The organism is Ruegeria sp. YTSC325 (genome assembly GCF_059609525.1).
Map to the genome: position 1 here is coordinate 284,799 of NZ_JBXWLY010000002.1, position 17,609 is coordinate 302,407.

The following is a 17,609-nucleotide window of genomic DNA, read 5'->3' on the forward strand; positions in this document are numbered from 1 at the left end:
ATGGCGGACGATCTTTCAAAAGAACAGCTTCAACCCGAGCGTCCCGAGCGTAAGACGGGGTACGAGCGGATCCTTACAGATCCGCCGCCACCGTGGTTTGTCGAGCTTTACCCGGGTGGCGACGGAACGGGGTTCTTGCAGAAACTCGACCGTCATTCGATCTTGTTTCACCAACGTTCGGCGTCACAACTGGTGATCAGCTTTGACAATATCGCTAACGCCAACGACCTGTCTTTTGCGCGCGAACCCTGGGGTTGGAAGTTCTTCCGGGATGAAGGGTGGTCGCATATGGGTGTCTTTGCGCGCTCTAAGGCGTGGTACCGCGATCCTGAAATCATCTCATATTTTCAGGGTAGGGCGGCCGAGGGGTTCTTTGACAGGTTCGACAAGGTTGTATTTGCCGGGGCGTCAATGGGCGGGTTCGGGGCGCTGACCTTTTCCGCACTGGTACCCGGTGCGACGGTTATTGCCTTCAATCCTCAGACCTCGTTGGATGAACGTCTTGTGCCTTGGGAAACCCGATACCGGTTTGGTCAGGTTCAGGATTGGGATTTGCCACTGGGGGATGCTGCGCAAACGGTGGTAAATGCAGGTCGGGCTTACGTTTTCTATGATCCGTTCTTTGACCTTGACCGACGGCAGGTCGAACGGCTGCAGGGCGACAATGTTTTTCTATTAAAAACCTGGTTTTCAAACCATTTTGCCGCGCCGATGTTGCGCAAGCTGGACATCCTGAAACCTGTTATGCTGGGGGCGATGGATGGATCGTTAGAGCCCGCGGCTTTTTACAAGATGATGCGCGCGCGTCGCAGGCTTCCGATGTTTATGCGGGGCATCGAGGGTATGGCAGGCGACCGTCATGACATGTTGGTTCGGCAAGCGCGTCAGCGGTTTCGCAGGTTGCGCCGGGCTGCAATGGCTGCGGCAGACGACGCATCATGAGCGCTGCGCGTGGTGTCTTCATCGGTCAGCGCCGCGACCGTATGGGTGCGCGCTTACTGATGATGCTGACCTGTATCCGCCTGGCCGAGGATTATGGTACCGACTACCGTGTCAACTGGTTCCCGCAGGGGGCGGACGCGCCAGAGTTGGACTACCCGCACGAGCTGTTCACGCAAGAATGGATGGATGTTCATTTTGCAAACGCCGACGACTTTGACGCGCTGAGCAAAGACGCCAAACCGATCTGGGCATTTCAAGGCGATGCAACCCCGGACAAGTTGATCGCGCATCTCGACGCAGGCCGCTCGGTGCTTGTGGAAGAAGGGTTTGAGGTGCTCGCCTTCCCGTGGGAGGATATCGAAGCGATCCGCCCTCGCTATCGTGACTTCATTCACCGGATTGGCTTCACGGATGAACTCCGTTTGATTATGAACCGCGCAGATGAGCGGTTATCGGGGCAGGGGGTTTCAGCCTATCATATCCGGCGTGGTGATATCCTGAATGGCCTACCGTGGAAGCACACGACCTGGCCTGCCAAGATCGAACCTGAGGAGTTCTACGAGGCGCATCTTGAAAAAGCGGCTGGTCGTGGGGCGATCATGTTCTCGGACCAGCCAGAACTGATCACGCGGTTTCAAAGGCGGTTTCCGAACCTGTTGCAAATGTCGGATATCGCGGACGTCTCGGGCATGACACGGGCACAGCGCGACTTTCTAGAGCTTTACACGATGTCGCGCGCAGATCAGGTGGTCGCACCCGTAATCAGCGCCTTCTCAATGGCGGCCGCGCGCATTTCAGGGCGACAGCGCAAAGTGTTTCGCGACGTCCTGACCGAGGACGAGATATCCGAAGCCTATGAGGCTGCGATCACCCGATTGAACGGCCCCTTGGATAAGTTTTTGAACCCGTCCGAGGCGGCGCATATCTATTCCAAAGTGTTATTCCACTTTAATCGCCTGAATGCCGAAGATCGTACCGAAGAGGCGTCCAGCTTGGGTGATAAGCTGTTACACGCAGGCGCCGATAACGCATTCCTACCGCTTTTGCAGGCCCTGAACCTGTTCTACCAAGGACAGTGGGATGCCGCTTTAGGGCTTGTGGACGCTGTCTTGCAGGATCCAAATGTGTGGCCTGAAGACCATGCCGTTCTGTGCGCTCTTAAGGCTGCTGCGTTGGGCGAAAAACGCAAGCGCTGGCAGGCGGCGCAAGCGTTCAGCCAGGGATTTTGGGCAAAGCCGATCCGGCCCGACGTTTTGGTGTTTGGGTCGAGGGTGGTGTATCGGGATCACATTTCACTTCGGCTGTTCCCTCCGACCGATTGGGAGTTGCAGAAGGTTATTCGCAGGCCATGGTTCAACTTCAACGCTCACGTTGCACAACGAAAAGTCCTTGTACGGCTGCCATGTAACTTCGATTTTCTGCTTATGGACTGGTGGGATTTGTCGCTGGACCAGAAAGCCCGTAGATTGTTCAGCAGCACACCGCGGTTGCAGCGCCTTGTGGATGGTCTTGCCCGCATGACGGATTTTCCGAACACAGATGTCCGAGTGCAGAGCTTTCAAACCGTGCTGAGCGTGCATACAGGGGAAATCACGGCAACCAAAGCGGTCGACTTGATGCGTCGCGTTGTTGCCGAAGCGCCCGAGAACCCTTTGTATCACAAACGACTGGCCGGGCTCTTTGAAGCCGAAGGAGACGCGACCAACGCACGTCTCGCAATGGCAGATGCACTAGCTTGTGATCCAGGTAACCCATTTCTTGTCTTTGCGATGGGGCGCTGCCTTCAACGGATTGGTGCAACAGAACAGGGGCACAAGCAGATTATTCAAGCCGCGGGCATGGACAAGAACACGGCAGCTATTCAGGGCGAAGCCGGGCGCATTCTTCTGCAAAGGGGCGACAGGAAAGCGGCCCGGCTTTATTTGCGGGCTGCGAAAGACTTGTGTCCGACATATCAACGCTTTTCCAACCAACTGCAGCGCGCAGGAGGAGGAGCATCTTGATTTTGCTTGGTTACATTCGGAATTGAACGTAGGAAGTTTGAAAGATCAAAAATGATATGTTCAGCCAGAACAAGGTATCGACAGGGCGATTGGGGCACCCAGGAATGAGCGACGAAAAATCACGGTTTATCAGCATCACCCCCATGAAAAACGAGGGGCCCTTCGTGCTGGAATGGGTGGCGCATAATCGGGCGATTGGCGTTGATCAGATGGTCGTGATGACCAATGATTGCACCGACGGTACAGATGCTTTGTTACAGAGGCTTGATGAGATGGGTGTGGTGACCCATGTCGACAACAACTCTCGTCGCCGGACAAGCCCGCAAAAGCGCGCTTATAACGCGTTTCTTAAGATGGAGATTGCGCGCCCGCAGGACTGGGTGATCGTGATCGACGCGGATGAACATATCAACGTCAAGACGGGCGACAACACTCTGCGTGCGCTGACACAGGCTATTCCGGATGCCAAAACGATTTCGATGACGTGGCGGTTGTTCGGAAATGCGGGAATTGTCCGATATGAGGATCGGTTCCTATCCGACCAGTTCCGCAAAGCCGCGCCCGAAAGGATTATTCGCCCGCCACAGGCATGGGGCTTCAAGACGATGTTCCAGCGCGGGCTATGGGACGCGCTGGGCGTCCACCGGCCGAAACGCGCGACCGTCGAAACGATGGAAGAGTGTCACTGGTACAACGGTTCTGGCCAGAAAATGCCCGAGCATTACTATGACAAAAGCTGGCGGTCGACACGCGCGTCGGTTGGGTATGAATATGTTCAACTCAACCATTATGCCCTTAAATCCTGTGAAAGTTATCTGGTCAAAAAGATGCGCGGACGGGCGCACCACTTGGGCGAGAGTCTGGGTCTGGAATATTGGAACATGATGAACCAGAACGCGACGACCTGCACATCCATTGACGCTGTTCTGGAGCGTAAGCGCGCGCTGTATTACGAGATGCTGGCTGACCCGGAAATCGCGCGATTGCACCACATGTCTTGTGATCTCCACAGGCAGCAGATCGCGCAGCTACGCGAGCAGCCTGAAATGCAAGAGTTGATGCAGCAAATGACGTCTGTTTCGGCCGAGAATACGGCCTCGTGATGCAGTTGTATCCTGACGTCGGAGACATATGATGCTGTGGCTGCATTTGGGTATGCCCAAGACCGGAACAACAGCGCTGCAGGGGTTCTTGCGCGGCAACCAGCCCGTTCTTGATCAGATCGGCTTGCGTTACATGGAAACCGGCCGACGCAGGCTGGACGGTAATCCTCGACTTGCGATCAGCCATAACATCATCGCGTTCCACATGAACCAAAGCGATCAGCCAATGGATCCTTTCCGGGCAGGGATGACCTCGGAATTTGATGCGCATTCAGGGCAAACCTGTGTTGTGTCATCTGAGATGTTCTATTCCTGCGATTTCGAGAAGCTGGCGCAGGTCTTTGCGGAAATTCCGGCGCGCGCCCTGCGAATTGCATTTTACTGCCGTCGGTACTCGGATTTTTTTGAGGCCGATTACAAACAACGCGCCAAGAACGGACGCTTACCCGTTGTCGGTACTGATTACATCCGTTCCCAATTGTCCCGAATTGAAGCGGACCCTGCAGCCTTTAGCTTCACGTCACGGGTTGAGCAAATCCGAAAGGCGTTTCCTGGCGTGACGATTGTTCCCTCGGTGTATGAGCGCGAACAGATGACCAATGGCCATGTCGTGGACGATTTTCTGTCGCGGATTGGAACGCCATTGCCAGAAGGATATGTTACAGGGTCACCATCCAACCCGTCGCAATCGCGCGCCGCCAGCGAAGCCTTTGGGGTCGTCACGCGGGCGCTGGGGCGCAAGAAAAGTCGCCAGCTCAGACGATTGATATCCGAAGACCCCGTTATGGTGCGCCGCCACGACGTTTTGGAGCCGGACGAACGGGAATGGTTGGATACCCTTATGTCAAAGCAGGATGTTGCGTTTCAGCAGGAGTTCTTTCCGGATGCGTCGCAGGTGTTCGCGCCGAAACAGCTCAACGCGAGCGAACTTGAGTTCCGCCGGGACACTCCGCAGGAATATCAGGCGTTCAGCAAAGCGTCCGAAATCGTCTTTCGAATGGCGCTGGAGAGCTGATCGCGACCTAATCTAGCTTGATTTCCTGACGCTGGCGTCCGGTCGTCTTGTCAAAAATCAGAATGCGGTTGTCATTTGTAACGACGGCGTACCAGTTGCTGCCGATTGTCAAAGCTTGGGCCTTGGCACCATCGGGCAAGGCGATCTCGTCAGGAAGGGTGGGGGTTCTGTCCGTTAGCCGGATGACAATCAGTGCGAATGTCACTAGAACGCCGCCAATCATCACCGCGGTCAGCAGCATGACCATCCGCCGCAGCAGTCGAATCTGCGGCGTTTCCAGCGGTTCTTGAGGTTCGGAAGGGACAGTCATGGGCACTCGCCAGATTGAATTTCACATCGCGGACGATCCGCCGCCTCGTCTTGATAAGGCGCTTTCGCGTGATGTTCCACCCGAGGAAAACCTGTCTCGCACCCGTTTGGGCAAATTGATCGAAGAGGGCGCTGTCCTGATCAACGGGTCCGAGGTGCGCGACCCCAAGGCCAAGGTGTCCGCCGAGGCGGTTGTGGTGATCACAGTAGCCGAAGCCGAAGACAGCCATATCGGCCCCGAGGATATCCCGCTGGATGTCGTTTACGAAGACGCCGATTTGATTGTTGTGAACAAGCCCGCAGGCATGGTGGTGCATCCGGCCCCGGGATCGCCCAGCGGAACTTTGGTCAATGCGCTGCTGCATCATTGTGGCGATGACTTGTCCGGTGTCGGCGGGGTAAAGCGCCCGGGGATCGTACACCGGATAGATAAGGAAACCAGCGGCTTGCTGGTTGTTGCTAAATCGGATGCTGCACATCATGGGTTGGCGACCCAGTTCGAAGCCCACAGCGTCGAGCGTTATTATCGTGCGGTGTGTTACGGTGTACCCGACGCAAACGACCCGCGCTTGCGTGGCGTAAAGGGCGTGAGTTTTGAGCCCGGCAATGTCATGCGTCTGACCACGCAACTGGCGCGACACAAAACCGACCGTCAGAAACAGGCCGTGCTGTTCCACGGAGGCCGCCATGCGGTGACGCGGGCGCGGCTGGTTGAAACTTTTGGCACTCCGGCGGGTTTGGCGTTGATTGAGTGCTGGTTGGAAACGGGTCGTACGCACCAGATTCGCGTGCACATGGCCCATGCGGGCCACGGTCTGGTTGGCGATCCGGTCTATGGCGGTAAGCGAAAACTGGCCGCTAAGGCGTTCAGCATGGAAACCGCAGAGCTTGTTCGTGCATTCCCACGTCAAGCGCTGCACGCCGCTGTTTTGGGTTTCGAACACCCGGTTTCGGGCGAAAACCTGCGGTTTGAAGCGGATCTGCCCGCCGATATGGAAAATCTGATTGAACAGCTGCGCAAGCCATTGTCATAATGCGCAAACACTTGTGAGTAACACGTTCTTATCTTTCCTTTATCAATCGTTAATCCCAAACTGTTAACGGTACCTCTTGAACGGATGGGGATGACCTCCCATATCCTATGTTAACAACTTAAACATTTGTCGGAGGGACATGAATTATGGCAAATTACGCAAATCTCCCCGCGCCGACGCCGGAAGGCGGACTGAACCGCTATATGCAGGAAATTCGCAAGTTTCCCCTGCTTGAGCCAGAAGAAGAGTACATGCTCGCCAAGCGCTGGGTTGAAGAGCAAGATACTGAATCGGCTCATAAAATGGTCACGTCGCACCTGCGTCTGGCGGCCAAGATCGCCATGGGCTATCGCGGCTATGGTCTGCCGCAGGCCGAGGTGATTTCCGAGGCCAATGTCGGCCTGATGCAGGCCGTCAAACGGTTCGACCCGGAAAAAGGGTTCCGTCTGGCGACCTATGCGATGTGGTGGATTCGCGCCTCGATTCAGGAATACATCTTGCGGTCTTGGTCGCTGGTGAAACTGGGCACGACCTCGGCGCAGAAAAAGCTGTTTTTCAACCTGCGCAAGGCCAAGGCGCGTATCGGCGCGTTGGAAGAGGGTGACTTGCGCCCCGAGAATGTCGCTCAGATCGCCAATGATCTTGGTGTGACCGAAGAAGAAGTCATCAGCATGAACCGCCGGATGTCCGGTGGCGATGCCTCGCTTAACGCGACCGTCGGTTCCGAAGGCGAAGGCACCATGCAGTGGCAGGACTGGCTTGAGGATGAAGACGCTGATCAGGCAGGCGACTATGAGGCGCGCGACGAGCTGGACGCTCGGCGTGAACTGCTGGCGGCCGCGCTGGAGGTTCTGAACGACCGCGAGAAGGACATTCTGACTCAGCGCCGCCTGATGGATCAGCCTGTGACGCTGGAAGAACTGAGCACGCAGTATAACGTCAGCCGCGAACGCATTCGTCAGATCGAAGTACGAGCGTTCGAAAAGCTGCAAAAGAAAATGCGCGATCTCGCGCGTGAGAAGGGAATGCTGGGCCAGATGTAATCAGGCCGGTGTGATTAAAAGCCCGCCTGTCTCGGCGGGCTTTTTTTATTGGGTCAACTGCTGGCGAAACACGCGAACCATGTTCTCGCCCATAACCTTGCGGATTTGCGCCTCGGTCAGACCTTCGCTCAACAGGCCCGAGGTCAGCGCCGCAAGTTCAGATGTGTCAAACGCGGTCTCGACCGACCCGTCGTAATCCGACCCAAGCGAGACGTGATCTTCCCCAACAGTATCGACTGCCGCCTTGATCATCTTGGCCACGCCTGCAGGGGTGATATCTCCGCAGGTTACGTCGGCCCAGTATCCCATGCCTATTACGCCTCCGGTGGCCGCGATCTCTTGCATCAGATCATCGGGAAAGTTCCGTTTGACGGCGCAGAAGCCGTGTAGCCCGCCATGGCTGACTATCAGTGGAACGTCCGTCATCGCGATCACATCCCGTGCGACCAGAGGGCTGGAATGGGCAAGGTCGATGACGACGGGCATTTCGGCCAATTGGGCAACAACGTCGCGACCGAATTCCGTCAGTCCGGTGTTCGCCTGTCCGTGCAAAGATGCGCCCAATTCATTGTCAAAGAAGTGCTGAAGGCCAAACACCCGATGTCCGGCGTCAAACAGGGTATCCAGATTTGTCAAATCCCCCTCAAGCGCGTGGGCCCCTTCGATGCCGAGGATACCCCCAACAACGGCTTGGCCGCTCGCACGAGCGGCCAGCACGTCCTCTAGGTCACTACGGGATTTGACAACTTTCAGCTTTCCATCCGAGGCCGCCTCGAACTGATGCAGCTTTTCAGCTTGATAGACTGCGCGCTGCATGAGGCTGTCCCAGGTTCGAAGCGGCCAAAGCTGCCCGATCGCCAGGAGGGTGATATTGTCGAACGCATCGGCCGAGTTGGCCTCATAGTTCTGACCAGCAGGGGATTTCGTGACCGCGGTGAAGACCTGCAGGGCGACGTTTCCTTCGATCAGTCGGGGGATGTCCACCTGTCCTCGCGTACCGCGTTCGGTCAGGTCGCGACTCCATAGCAAAGGGTCAGCGTGCAGGTCGCCTACGATCAAAGTTTCGTGTAAAGCGGCGGCTGAATCTGTCACTGGGTACGGCGCGTGGTCGATGACGTTGTTGCGTTTGCCTTCGATATAGGGTGGCAAAAAAACAAAGAAAATCAACAAGCCAGCGGCCATTGCTGTTCCTGTCAGCCCGCCGACCCATTTAAGAAATCTGCGCATTCCCGGTTCCTTTCAGTATGCGATGTCAGCTTACGTTCGTTTGAAGCAGATAAAAGCCTGACTTCGCGTCCAGACGTTGCTAGAACAGCAGAGATTTTGCCGTTAGCGATAACGATGTTGCGAGAATGTGGGAGGGATCAATGCAAAAACCTGTTCAATGGGGTGTACTGGGCGCCGCGAATTTCGCGCGTCGGTTCATGGCACCGGCCATTCATGCAGCGGACGGGGCGCGGTTTGCCGGATTGGCGACGTCCAGCCCGGAAAAGGCCGAACCTTTTCAGGCGTTTTGCCCGGACCTGACCGTTTACGACAGTTATGATGCGATGCTGGCTGACCCGCAGATCGAGGCGGTTTATATTCCATTGCCGAACCACATGCATGTAGATTGGTCTTTGAAGGCGCTGGACGCTGGCAAACATGTGTTGTGCGAAAAACCGATGACCATGCAGGCACATGAGTTTGACGCCTTGATTGCTAAACGGGATGAAACCGGGTTGCTGGCGGCCGAGGCTTATATGATCGTGCATCATCCACAGTGGCAGTTCGCGCGCAAGCTGATCGCAGATGGCGCGATTGGTAAGCTCGTGCATGTGACGGGGGCGTTCAGTTTTGACAATCGTGCAGAAACCGAAAACATCCGCAATCGTGCGGAAACCGGTGGCGGAGGGCTGCGCGACATTGGTGTCTATGTGATTGGCAGCGCACGGTTCGCTACCGGGCAGGAACCGGTGTCGGTACAATCTGCAATCCGGTGGGAGAACGGTATTGATGCCTTCACCGAAATTCGTGCTCAGTTCCCTGATTTTACATATTCCAGTTACGTTTCGATCCGTATGCATCCCCATCAAGAGATGGTCTTTCACGGCGAGGGCGGCGTTATCCGACTGACGACACCGTTCAACGCGCGAGTCTTTGGCGAAGCACGCGTCGAACTGCATCGTCCGGGGCTTGAGGTTCAGGTCATACGGTTCCCCGGTGATGATCACTATAAACTGCAGGTCGAGGCATTCTGTCGTTCAGTGCGTGAAGGGGCGGATTATCTTTGCTCACTTGAGTTTTCACGAGGGACGCAAGAGGTGATTGACAGCGTGTTTGAAGGTGCATTGCCGCTCTGACTTGCCACACATGGGCCCCGTGACTTAATCTGGTCGCCACCCAAACAGGAGGCGACCAATGGCTGGCGGCTGGGCGCGTGACGGCGCGGTAAGTGAACAGATCGAGGCGTCGATATCCGACGAACTGGCCCGGATGCAGGCGCAAAAGCGCCACCAGGGCGAAAGCCTGACCCATTGCGCAGAATGCGAAGAGCCGATCCCCGAGAAACGCAGACTTGCCTTGCCGGGGGTGAAACTCTGTCTGGATTGCCAGCAGGATAGGGACGGTGCGTTCAAAGCGCGGTCCGGGATCAATCGGCGCGGGTCCAAGGACAGTCAGTTGAAATAGTCCATGCCTGAGCCCATGCCAAAACAGCCACTGTTGCAGAATGGATTGGTTCTTGGATTCCTGGCTGCGTTCTTGTGGGGTGCGCATAGCGTAATCGTGCGCTATCTGACCAGCGATCTGGGCGGGTTGCAAATCGCGGTCTCGCGCCTGTTCATCGCGGCGTTGGCGATTTATTGCATGTTGCGTCTGATGCGGGTTTCCGCCTCGATCCGGTTGAGTGACTGGAATTTCCGTCTGGCCGTATTGTCGACCGTTGTGAACTATATCCTGTTCCACATCGGGCTTGAACATACCGGCGCGGCCAATGCGATGGTTTTGGAGAACACAGCGCCCTTTTTCGTGCTGGTTTTCCTTTATTTCTTTGCGGATACACCGGTCACGCGAACCGATGTTCTGGCCACAGTTTTGGCAATTCTGGGCGTTTTTCTGACCGTTTTCCGGGACTTGCAAGGAGGTGGAGAGCCCCTATTCGGGGATCTTCTTGAAATCGGAGCCGGGCTAAGCTGGGCGGTCTTCCTGATCTCAAGCAGTCGGGCTATGCGCAATTCGAAATCGACCGGAGAGCGGCTGAACTTCCTGTTCGGCATCTTCTTGTGTTCCGGGGTTCTTCTGCTGCCGCTTGCCGCGTTTTCGATGCAGGTTCCAACGGTGAATGACGTCGTGTTCCTGATCCTGCTGGGCGTGCTGCCGACCGCCTGCGCCTATTACCTGTGGTACGAGGCTGCTGCGCGGGTTTCGACCTTGACCGCAACCTTGATGTTTGCGGCCTCGGTCGTGTTCACCTTTGTCAATTCGGCGCTGTTTCTGGGGGCCGCAATCACGCCGATTGCGACCCTTGGGGGTGTGCTGATCGTGCTGGCCGTGTTTCTGACCACCAAAAACCAGAAATGATCAGCCCTCCATCGCTTCCAATTCGTCGATAAAGCCCGAGATCATCGACAGGCCCTTATCCCAGAACTTGGGGTCGCTCGCGTCCAACCCGAACGGGGCCAGCAGTTCCTTGTGGTGCATCGAACCACCGGCGCGCAGCATGTCGAAATACTTGTCCTCGAACCCATCGGACCCGCTTGCGTAAACGGAATAGAGGGCGTTCACCAAGCCATCGCCAAACGCGTAGGCGTAGACGTAGAAGGGCGAGTGGACGAAGTGTGGGATATAGGCCCAGAAGGTCTCGTACCCGTCCATGAATTCGAACGCGGGGCCAAGGCTTTCGGCCTGAACGCTCATCCACAGGGAGTTGATGTCGTCGGGCGTTAACTCACCTTCGCGGCGGGCGGCGTGGAGTTTGCATTCGAAATCATAGAACGCAATCTGGCGGACGACCGTGTTGATCATGTCCTCGACCTTGCCCGCCAATAGCACTTTGCGCTGTTCGGGGGTTTCGGACTGATCCAGCATCTTGCGGAAGGTCAACATCTCACCAAAGACCGAGGCCGTTTCGGCCAGTGTCAGCGGGGTAGAGGACAGCATCTCGCCCTGACCGGCGGCCAGTACTTGGTGGACACCATGACCCAGCTCGTGCGCCAGGGTCATCACGTCGCGCGGTTTGCCCAGATAGTTGAGCATCACGTAGGGGTGCACGTCGGTGACGGTCGGGTGGGCAAATGCACCCGGTGCCTTGCCCGGCTTCACCGCGGCATCAATCCAGCCTTTGCTGAAGAAGGGGGCGGCGATATCGCCCATGCGCGGGTCAAACGCGTTATAGGCATCCATTACGGTCTTTTCGGCCTCGTCCCAACCGACGATGCGTGTGTCTTCCATCGGCAAGGGCGCGTTGCGGTCCCAGACCTGCATCACATCCAGCCCCAGCCATTTGCGCTTGAGCTCGTAGTAGCGGTGACTCAGTTTAGGATAGGCGGCGACGACGGCTTCGCGCAGAGCCTCAACCACTTCGGGTTCCACGTCGTTTGACAGGTGGCGACCGGTTTGAGCGGTTGGCATATTGCGCCAGCGGTCTACGATTTCTTTCTCTTTGGCCTGTGTGTTGTGAACACGGGCAAAGGTTTTGACGTTGTCCTGAAACACCCGCGCCAATTCCCGAGCAGCGGTTTCGCGTTTGCTCCGGTCCTGCTCGGTCAGCAGGTTCAGGGTGCCTTCGATGTTCAGCTCTTCGCCTTCGATGTCAAAGGTCAGGCCGGCGATGGTTTCGTCAAACAGACGTTCCCATGCATCGCCGACAACACCCAGATCGTGCAGGAACTTCTCCAACTCATCAGAAAGTTGATAGGGCTTCATCGCGCGGATGCGGCGGAATACGGGTTCATACCGTCCCAGATCCGCATTGGCGTCGAACCGGGCTTTCAGCGCATCATCGTCGATACGATTGATCTCAAGCGTGAAGAACACCAGCGGCGTTGTGAAGATGGTAATCTTTTCCTGCATATCCGACAGGAACTTGGCGCGGTCCGCATCGGTGGTCAGCTGGTAGTACCGCAGACCGGCGAAGGACATGATCCGCCCGGCAATGGCGTTGATCTTTTCGTTACGCAGGACGCATTGCAGAAGGCCATCGGCATCCAGATCGGCCAGCTTGCCCTCGTAGTCTGCGGCAAAGGACGCACATTCGCCTTCCAGCCAGTCCAGATCGCGCGACAGTTCCGGCGCCTCTTCCGAGCTGTACAGATCCGTCAGGTCCCATTCCGGTAGGTTGCCAAGATTGTCGGACCCGCCGACTGCGTTTGCGTCACGGACGGGGAAGGGAAGGTCGCGCATGGATCACCTCGAAATAACAGCTTTCGCCAACATCTAGGCGTGCCGGGCAGGGATCACAAGCGGGGTGTTAGTCAGACAGGGCAGGTTCACGTTCGGCAGCCATGAAATGCGCCGCCAACTGGTCGAAAACGGGGCCGCGGACCTCAGGCGCTTCCATCAAAACCTCGTGTTCGCCGTCGGGGATTTCCACCAGCGTGCCGCTGGGCCAGTTGGCCATACGGGCGCGGATCGCCTTGCGGTCGACGATCTGTTCATGGGTTCCAAGGAAAGTCAGGCACGGAATGGTGGGGGCAGTTTGCTCCATCAACCAAGCGCATTCGTCCAGCGCCTCGCGCAGCCAGATTGTTGAGGGTGCGCCTAGCACCAACTCGGGATGGACGTTGAGCTGATCCTGCATCATCTGATACATCGCTGGATCACGCGTTAGCACGTTGCCTTCAAACGGTTGCGACAGGACGTAGCTTTCCAAAGATGTCGTGGGCGGGGTTTTCTCACCCAGCCCGAACCGAGGGCCCCAATAGGCGGTCAACCTGCTCAGCGGTTTCATCAATGGGGTGAAGAATATTCCCCACATTGGCCCGGTAAACGCGCAGGTGGCAAACTTGTCAGTTTCAAGTACAGCCCGCAGGCCAATGGCACCGCCCATCGAGTGACCGATGACGTGCCACGGTTTGGGTAGGTCCAGCTCTGTGGCCAGCGCAAAAGCGGCCTGAGCATCCATCTGATAATCCGGTATCGTATCGACATGTCCGACACGCGGGTCGTCCAGAGGGCGATCGGCCAGCCCCTGACCACGCCAGTCGATCGCCAGAAATGCAAATCCACGCCCGACAAACTCAGTCGCGGCATTGCCGTACTTCTCGATATATTCTGTACGGCCGGGAAACATGAACACAGTCCCGACCGCATCACCCTGTGGCAGCCAATGAGCCACTCGGATGCGAACCCCGTCAGAGGTCGTCAGCCAATGGGCCTGTCCACCGGCGGGTGCGCCGGCCACGTCTTCGAACAAAGGGGCCGACGACATTTCCATCAGGCCAGCGCCGATGCCAGTTGCATGGCGACACCCATGTCACCATCGACGGTCAGCTTGCCGGACATGAAAGCACCGGTCGGGTTCAGCTCACCGCTAAGGATTTGTTCGAACGTGTCGACATCAGCGTTCATGGTGACGTCAGCTTCTTCGTCGCTGACACGCGCGCCGCTGCCGTCCAGAACAATCGAACCCACACCTTCAATGGCGAACTTGGCGGATGCGCCAAAGCCGCTGTCGGCCAGTTTTTCGTTCAGCGCCGCTGCGGCTTTTTCCAGAGTGTCGCTCATGGTTCTCCTCACTTTGATTTGAGCACAGGGAATGGACATCCTCCTGCGCTACGCTACACTGACCGTTGTTATGAGCATTGCAAGCACCAATCTCAAAGGTATCGTCGCGGCAACCGCGCTGCTAGTCACGTTTTCCATCCCTTGTCTTGCACAGCAGGCAGATTCACGGGATGAAGCCGAGCTATTGCAGCAATTGGCGCAATCAACACCCGATCAAGCGATTGGCATTGATCGTCAACTCAAGTCTCTGTGGTCGTTATCGGGTTCAGCCTCGGCTGATCTTTTGCTGGAACGGGGACGTGAGGCGCTGGATGACGGTGATACAAAGGCGGCTATCGAACATCTGACGGCGCTGACCGATCATGCGCCTGACTTTGCAGAAGGGTGGCACGTACGCGCGTCGGCATTTTTTGGGGTTGAACGGTTTGGCTTGGCAGCCGCTGATCTGGAATACGCGCTGACACTTAACCCGAACCATTACGAAGCGATCTACGGTCTTGGCCTGATCTTTGAGATTATTGGCCAACCGGACAAAGCGCTGGCTGTCTACGAGCGTGCATTGGCTATACATCCCCATCATGAAGAAGTAACCAATGCGGTGAATCGACTGAAGCCTCAGGTCGAGGGCTCGTCCCTCTAAGGGGCAGGGGGCAAGAGTGAGCGGGTCATCCCGAATCGTGGCCGTACTGGGCCCAACCAATACAGGCAAAACTCATTACGCGATCGAGCGGATGCTGGGCCACCGGACAGGTGTTATCGGCCTGCCGCTGCGTCTGCTGGCGCGCGAGGTTTATGACAAGATCGTCGCCATTCGCGGGCCGTCCGTCGTGGCGCTTGTTACGGGCGAAGAACGGATCGTGCCGCCGCGCACCCAATACTGGGTCTGCACGGTCGAGGCGATGCCCGAGGGTATTGGCGCCGATTTCGTGGCCATCGACGAAATCCAGCTGTGTACCGACCCTGAACGCGGCCATGTTTTCACCGACCGTCTGCTGCGGTCTCGCGGTACAAGCGAGACGCTGTTCCTAGGCTCGGACACCATGCGTGGTCCCATATCAGCACTGGTGCCCGAGGCACAGTTCGTGCGGCGCGAACGGATGTCTCAACTGGTCTATGCCGGGTCGAAAAAGATCAGCCGGATGCCTCCACGCAGCGCCATCGTCGGGTTCTCGGTTGATAACGTCTATGCCATCGCGGAACTGCTGCGTCGTCAAAAGGGAGGGGCGGCCGTGGTCATGGGGGCGCTCAGCCCGCGCACCCGTAATGCGCAGGTGGACCTCTATCAGAATGGCGAAGTTGATTATCTGGTCGCCACCGACGCCATCGGTATGGGCTTGAATCTGGACGTGAATCACGTGGCTTTTTCTTCGCTGACCAAGTTTGACGGTCGGCGGATGCGGCCCTTGGCCCCAAACGAACTGGCCCAGATCGCAGGCCGGGCCGGGCGTGGGATGTCGGATGGCACGTTTGGCGTCACGGGCGAGGCCCCGCCGTTGGACGAAGGCACAGCACAAGCGATCATGGACAGCCGCTTCACGCCGATGAAAAAGCTGAACTGGCGGAATGCTGCCTTGCGGTTCGGATCCATCGAGGCGCTGATCGACTCGCTAGAAGTCAGTCCCGACAACGAAAACCTGCTCAAAGCACGGCCCGCCGACGATCTGAACGTGCTGAAATCGCTGTCACAAGTGACCGAGGTCATGGCCCGCGCCAGCGATCCTCAATCCGTGCGCCTGCTGTGGGATGTGTGCCGAATCCCCGATTTTCGCGGCATCAGCCATTCGGAACATGCCAGCCTGCTCGAGGTGATCTACGGGCATCTGCACGAACGCCAGTCGATCCCTGATGACTTCATGGCGCGGCAAATCCGCCGGATTGATCGGACGGACGGAGATATTGATGCGCTCTCCAAACGGCTAGCATATATTCGCACCTGGACATATGTTGCGCAACGAAACGGATGGGTTCGTGACGAATCCCATTGGCGTGAGGAAACGCGCACTGTAGAAGACAGGCTGTCAGATGCATTACATGACCGTCTGACCCAACGATTTGTGGACCGGCGCACATCCGTTTTGCTGCGGCGGCTCAAACAGAAGGAGGCCCTTTTGGCCGAAGTAAATGACAAGGGTGAAGTGACCGTCGAAGGCGAATTCGTCGGTCGTTTGGAAGGGTTCCGGTTTAGCCCGGACAAGGCTGCGCAGGGGACCGAGGCGAAAGCTTTGAAATCGGCGTCCTTGCAGGCCCTCGCGCCGCAATTCCATCTGCGCGCCGATCGCTTCTACAACGCGCCCGATACCGAAATTGATTTCACCGAACAAGGTGGCCTGATGTGGGGCGAATATGCCGTCGGCAAGCTGGTTGCCGGGGCAGAACCGCTCAAGCCCATGGTCGAGGTCTTCGTGGATGAAGCCGCAGGCCCCGACGTCGAACAAAAAGTGCAGCGCCGCTTGCAGCACTTCATCGACCGCAAGGTGGCCGCGCTGTTTGAACCGCTGCTGAACTTGTCACGGGACGAGGAGCTGAGCGGTCTGGCCAAGGGCTTTGCCTTCCGCATGGTCGAGGCATTGGGCATTCTGCCTCGCGCGCAGGTCGCGCAAGACGTGAAGGATCTGGATCAGGACGCCCGCGGAGCGCTGCGCAAGCACGGTATCCGGTTTGGCCAGTTTACCATCTTCATGCCGCTGCTGCTGAAACCTGCGCCGACGCGCCTACGTCTTGTTCTGTGGGCGCTTGCGGGTGGCTTGCAGGAATTTCCCGAAGCGCCACCTCCGGGCCTGGTCACGGTGCCAGTCGCCAAGGACGCGCCGCGGGGCTATGACACAATGTGCGGTTACCGCGATGCCGGTGAGCGTTCGATCCGTATCGATATGCTGGAACGTCTGGCCGACATGCTGCGGTCTGAGGACAGTCGTGGTGGGTTCGAAGCCAAGCCCGACATGCTCTCGATCACCGGTATGACGCTCGAGCAATTCGCCGACCTGATGCAAGGCTTGGGTTACAAGGCCGAGCGTGGCGAGCGTGAAAAGGTCAAAGCCGCTCCTGCTGAACAACCTGCGGCAGAAGCGTCCGAGCAACCTGTGACTGAGGAAACCTCGGCCGACGCAGGTGCGACGGATGAGGCCGCCGCACCCGCCGAGGCCACCGAAAGCACCGAGGCGGCAGCCAAGGCTCCGGTCGCAGGACCCGCAACTGATGAGCCCGAGGTTGAGGTGTTCTACACCTTCACATGGGGCCGCCAGCGCCAGCAAAACCGCGGTCCGCGCCGCGAACAGGGGCAGGGCAAGGGCAAGCCGCGTGGCAAACCTCAGGACAACCGCCGCCCGCAGGGCAAAAAGGGTGGCAAGCCGCAAGGCGCGAAATCCTTCTCGGCCCGTCCGCCCAAGAAAGAGAAAGCCATTGATCCCGACAACCCCTTCGCCGCTGCGTTGATGGGTCTGAAGGACGGCAACTAA

General features: G+C 57.5%; 16 protein-coding genes. 11 read left to right on the top strand and 5 right to left on the bottom strand.

What is annotated here, in order from left to right; all coding sequences use genetic code 11:
• The 4 genes from AC2FF7_RS04215 to AC2FF7_RS04230 all read left to right on the top strand — a co-directional run bounded on the left by AC2FF7_RS04215 (position 1) and on the right by AC2FF7_RS04230 (position 5,063).
• Positions 1-942: a hypothetical protein gene (locus AC2FF7_RS04215; RefSeq protein WP_496905237.1), complete on the top strand. Its 942-nt coding sequence runs from the start codon at positions 1-3 to the stop codon at positions 940-942.
• Positions 939-2,945, top strand: a complete 2,007-nt coding sequence (locus AC2FF7_RS04220) for a tetratricopeptide repeat protein (RefSeq protein ID WP_480867361.1) — start codon at positions 939-941, stop codon at positions 2,943-2,945. The genes AC2FF7_RS04215 and AC2FF7_RS04220 overlap by 4 nt, the downstream gene beginning before the upstream one ends.
• Positions 2,946-3,049: 104 nt before the next feature.
• Positions 3,050-4,048 (top strand): glycosyltransferase family 2 protein, encoded by a 999-nt coding sequence (locus tag AC2FF7_RS04225; RefSeq protein ID WP_496905238.1) that lies wholly within the window; start codon positions 3,050-3,052, stop codon positions 4,046-4,048.
• A 31-nt stretch (positions 4,049-4,079) separates the two neighbouring features.
• Positions 4,080-5,063 carry a hypothetical protein gene (locus AC2FF7_RS04230; RefSeq protein WP_496905239.1) on the top strand — a complete coding sequence of 328 codons (984 nt, stop codon included), beginning with the start codon at positions 4,080-4,082 and terminating at the stop codon, positions 5,061-5,063.
• A 7-nt stretch (positions 5,064-5,070) separates the two neighbouring features.
• Here AC2FF7_RS04230 and AC2FF7_RS04235 read toward each other — a convergent pair whose 3' ends face one another.
• Positions 5,071-5,373, bottom strand: a complete 303-nt coding sequence (locus tag AC2FF7_RS04235) for a DUF6476 family protein (protein WP_170352830.1) — start codon at positions 5,371-5,373, stop codon at positions 5,071-5,073.
• Between AC2FF7_RS04235 and AC2FF7_RS04240 the strand changes: the two genes are divergently transcribed.
• Together AC2FF7_RS04240 and rpoH are read left to right on the top strand one after the other, a co-directional pair.
• Positions 5,372-6,406: an RluA family pseudouridine synthase gene (locus AC2FF7_RS04240; protein ID WP_170750685.1), complete on the top strand. Its 1,035-nt coding sequence runs from the start codon at positions 5,372-5,374 to the stop codon at positions 6,404-6,406. The genes AC2FF7_RS04235 and AC2FF7_RS04240 overlap by 2 nt on opposite strands.
• A 146-nt stretch (positions 6,407-6,552) precedes the next feature.
• A complete protein-coding gene (rpoH, locus tag AC2FF7_RS04245) occupies positions 6,553-7,449 on the top strand; it encodes an RNA polymerase sigma factor RpoH (RefSeq protein ID WP_170750687.1) in 897 nt (298 codons plus the stop codon).
• Between the two features lie 45 nt (positions 7,450-7,494).
• On the opposite strand, the gene AC2FF7_RS04250 is transcribed toward rpoH, so the two are convergent.
• Positions 7,495-8,676, bottom strand: a complete 1,182-nt coding sequence (locus AC2FF7_RS04250) for a dipeptidase (RefSeq protein WP_480867367.1) — start codon at positions 8,674-8,676, stop codon at positions 7,495-7,497.
• Between the two features lie 140 nt (positions 8,677-8,816).
• Here AC2FF7_RS04250 and AC2FF7_RS04255 point away from each other — a divergent pair, with 140 nt between their 5' ends.
• The 3 genes from AC2FF7_RS04255 to AC2FF7_RS04265 are packed head-to-tail and all read left to right on the top strand — an operon-like array spanning position 8,817 to position 11,010.
• Positions 8,817-9,791: a Gfo/Idh/MocA family protein gene (locus AC2FF7_RS04255; RefSeq protein WP_480867368.1), complete on the top strand. Its 975-nt coding sequence runs from the start codon at positions 8,817-8,819 to the stop codon at positions 9,789-9,791.
• A 58-nt stretch (positions 9,792-9,849) separates the two neighbouring features.
• Positions 9,850-10,119 (top strand): DksA/TraR family C4-type zinc finger protein, encoded by a 270-nt coding sequence (locus AC2FF7_RS04260; protein WP_480867370.1) that lies wholly within the window; start codon positions 9,850-9,852, stop codon positions 10,117-10,119.
• Positions 10,120-10,122: 3 nt separating this feature from the next.
• Entirely contained in the window at positions 10,123-11,010 is an 888-nt protein-coding gene (locus AC2FF7_RS04265) for a DMT family transporter (RefSeq protein WP_496905240.1), read from the top strand.
• On the opposite strand, the gene AC2FF7_RS04270 is transcribed toward AC2FF7_RS04265, so the two are convergent.
• From AC2FF7_RS04270 to AC2FF7_RS04280, 3 genes are all read right to left on the bottom strand, one after another.
• On the bottom strand, positions 11,011-12,831 hold the full coding sequence (locus AC2FF7_RS04270) for a M3 family oligoendopeptidase (protein WP_480867373.1): 1,821 nt from the start codon (positions 12,829-12,831) through the stop codon (positions 11,011-11,013).
• Between the two features lie 67 nt (positions 12,832-12,898).
• On the bottom strand, positions 12,899-13,864 hold the full coding sequence (locus AC2FF7_RS04275) for an alpha/beta fold hydrolase (RefSeq protein ID WP_496905241.1): 966 nt from the start codon (positions 13,862-13,864) through the stop codon (positions 12,899-12,901).
• Positions 13,864-14,154 carry an SCP2 sterol-binding domain-containing protein gene (locus AC2FF7_RS04280; protein WP_170750697.1) on the bottom strand — a complete coding sequence of 97 codons (291 nt, stop codon included), beginning with the start codon at positions 14,152-14,154 and terminating at the stop codon, positions 13,864-13,866. The genes AC2FF7_RS04275 and AC2FF7_RS04280 overlap by 1 nt, the downstream gene beginning before the upstream one ends.
• A gap of 31 nt (positions 14,155-14,185) precedes the next feature.
• On the opposite strand from AC2FF7_RS04280, the gene AC2FF7_RS04285 reads away from it, so the two are divergent.
• Positions 14,186-14,794, top strand: coding sequence for a tetratricopeptide repeat protein (locus tag AC2FF7_RS04285; RefSeq protein ID WP_170352840.1), 609 nt, complete (start codon positions 14,186-14,188; stop codon positions 14,792-14,794).
• A gap of 16 nt (positions 14,795-14,810) precedes the next feature.
• A complete protein-coding gene (locus AC2FF7_RS04290) occupies positions 14,811-17,609 on the top strand; it encodes a helicase-related protein (RefSeq protein WP_496905242.1) in 2,799 nt (932 codons plus the stop codon).

Excerpts from the sequence above, each read along its gene's own strand:
- AC2FF7_RS04260 (WP_480867370.1), top strand. The coding sequence starts at position 9,850 with ATGGCTGGCGGCTGGGCGCGTGACGGCGCGGTAAGTGAACAGATCGAG.
- AC2FF7_RS04230 (WP_496905239.1), top strand. The coding sequence starts at position 4,080 with ATGCTGTGGCTGCATTTGGGTATGCCCAAGACCGGAACAACAGCGCTG.
- AC2FF7_RS04270 (WP_480867373.1), bottom strand. The coding sequence starts at position 12,831 with ATGCGCGACCTTCCCTTCCCCGTCCGTGACGCAAACGCAGTCGGCGGG.
- rpoH (WP_170750687.1), top strand. The coding sequence starts at position 6,553 with ATGGCAAATTACGCAAATCTCCCCGCGCCGACGCCGGAAGGCGGACTG.
- AC2FF7_RS04255 (WP_480867368.1), top strand. The coding sequence starts at position 8,817 with ATGCAAAAACCTGTTCAATGGGGTGTACTGGGCGCCGCGAATTTCGCG.
- AC2FF7_RS04235 (WP_170352830.1), bottom strand. The coding sequence starts at position 5,373 with ATGACTGTCCCTTCCGAACCTCAAGAACCGCTGGAAACGCCGCAGATT.
- AC2FF7_RS04250 (WP_480867367.1), bottom strand. The coding sequence starts at position 8,676 with ATGCGCAGATTTCTTAAATGGGTCGGCGGGCTGACAGGAACAGCAATG.
- AC2FF7_RS04240 (WP_170750685.1), top strand. The coding sequence starts at position 5,372 with ATGGGCACTCGCCAGATTGAATTTCACATCGCGGACGATCCGCCGCCT.
- AC2FF7_RS04220 (WP_480867361.1), top strand. The coding sequence starts at position 939 with ATGAGCGCTGCGCGTGGTGTCTTCATCGGTCAGCGCCGCGACCGTATG.
- AC2FF7_RS04285 (WP_170352840.1), top strand. The coding sequence starts at position 14,186 with ATGGACATCCTCCTGCGCTACGCTACACTGACCGTTGTTATGAGCATT.
- AC2FF7_RS04225 (WP_496905238.1), top strand. The coding sequence starts at position 3,050 with ATGAGCGACGAAAAATCACGGTTTATCAGCATCACCCCCATGAAAAAC.
- AC2FF7_RS04215 (WP_496905237.1), top strand. The coding sequence starts at position 1 with ATGGCGGACGATCTTTCAAAAGAACAGCTTCAACCCGAGCGTCCCGAG.
- AC2FF7_RS04280 (WP_170750697.1), bottom strand. The coding sequence starts at position 14,154 with ATGAGCGACACTCTGGAAAAAGCCGCAGCGGCGCTGAACGAAAAACTG.
- AC2FF7_RS04265 (WP_496905240.1), top strand. The coding sequence starts at position 10,123 with ATGCCTGAGCCCATGCCAAAACAGCCACTGTTGCAGAATGGATTGGTT.
- AC2FF7_RS04275 (WP_496905241.1), bottom strand. The coding sequence starts at position 13,864 with ATGGAAATGTCGTCGGCCCCTTTGTTCGAAGACGTGGCCGGCGCACCC.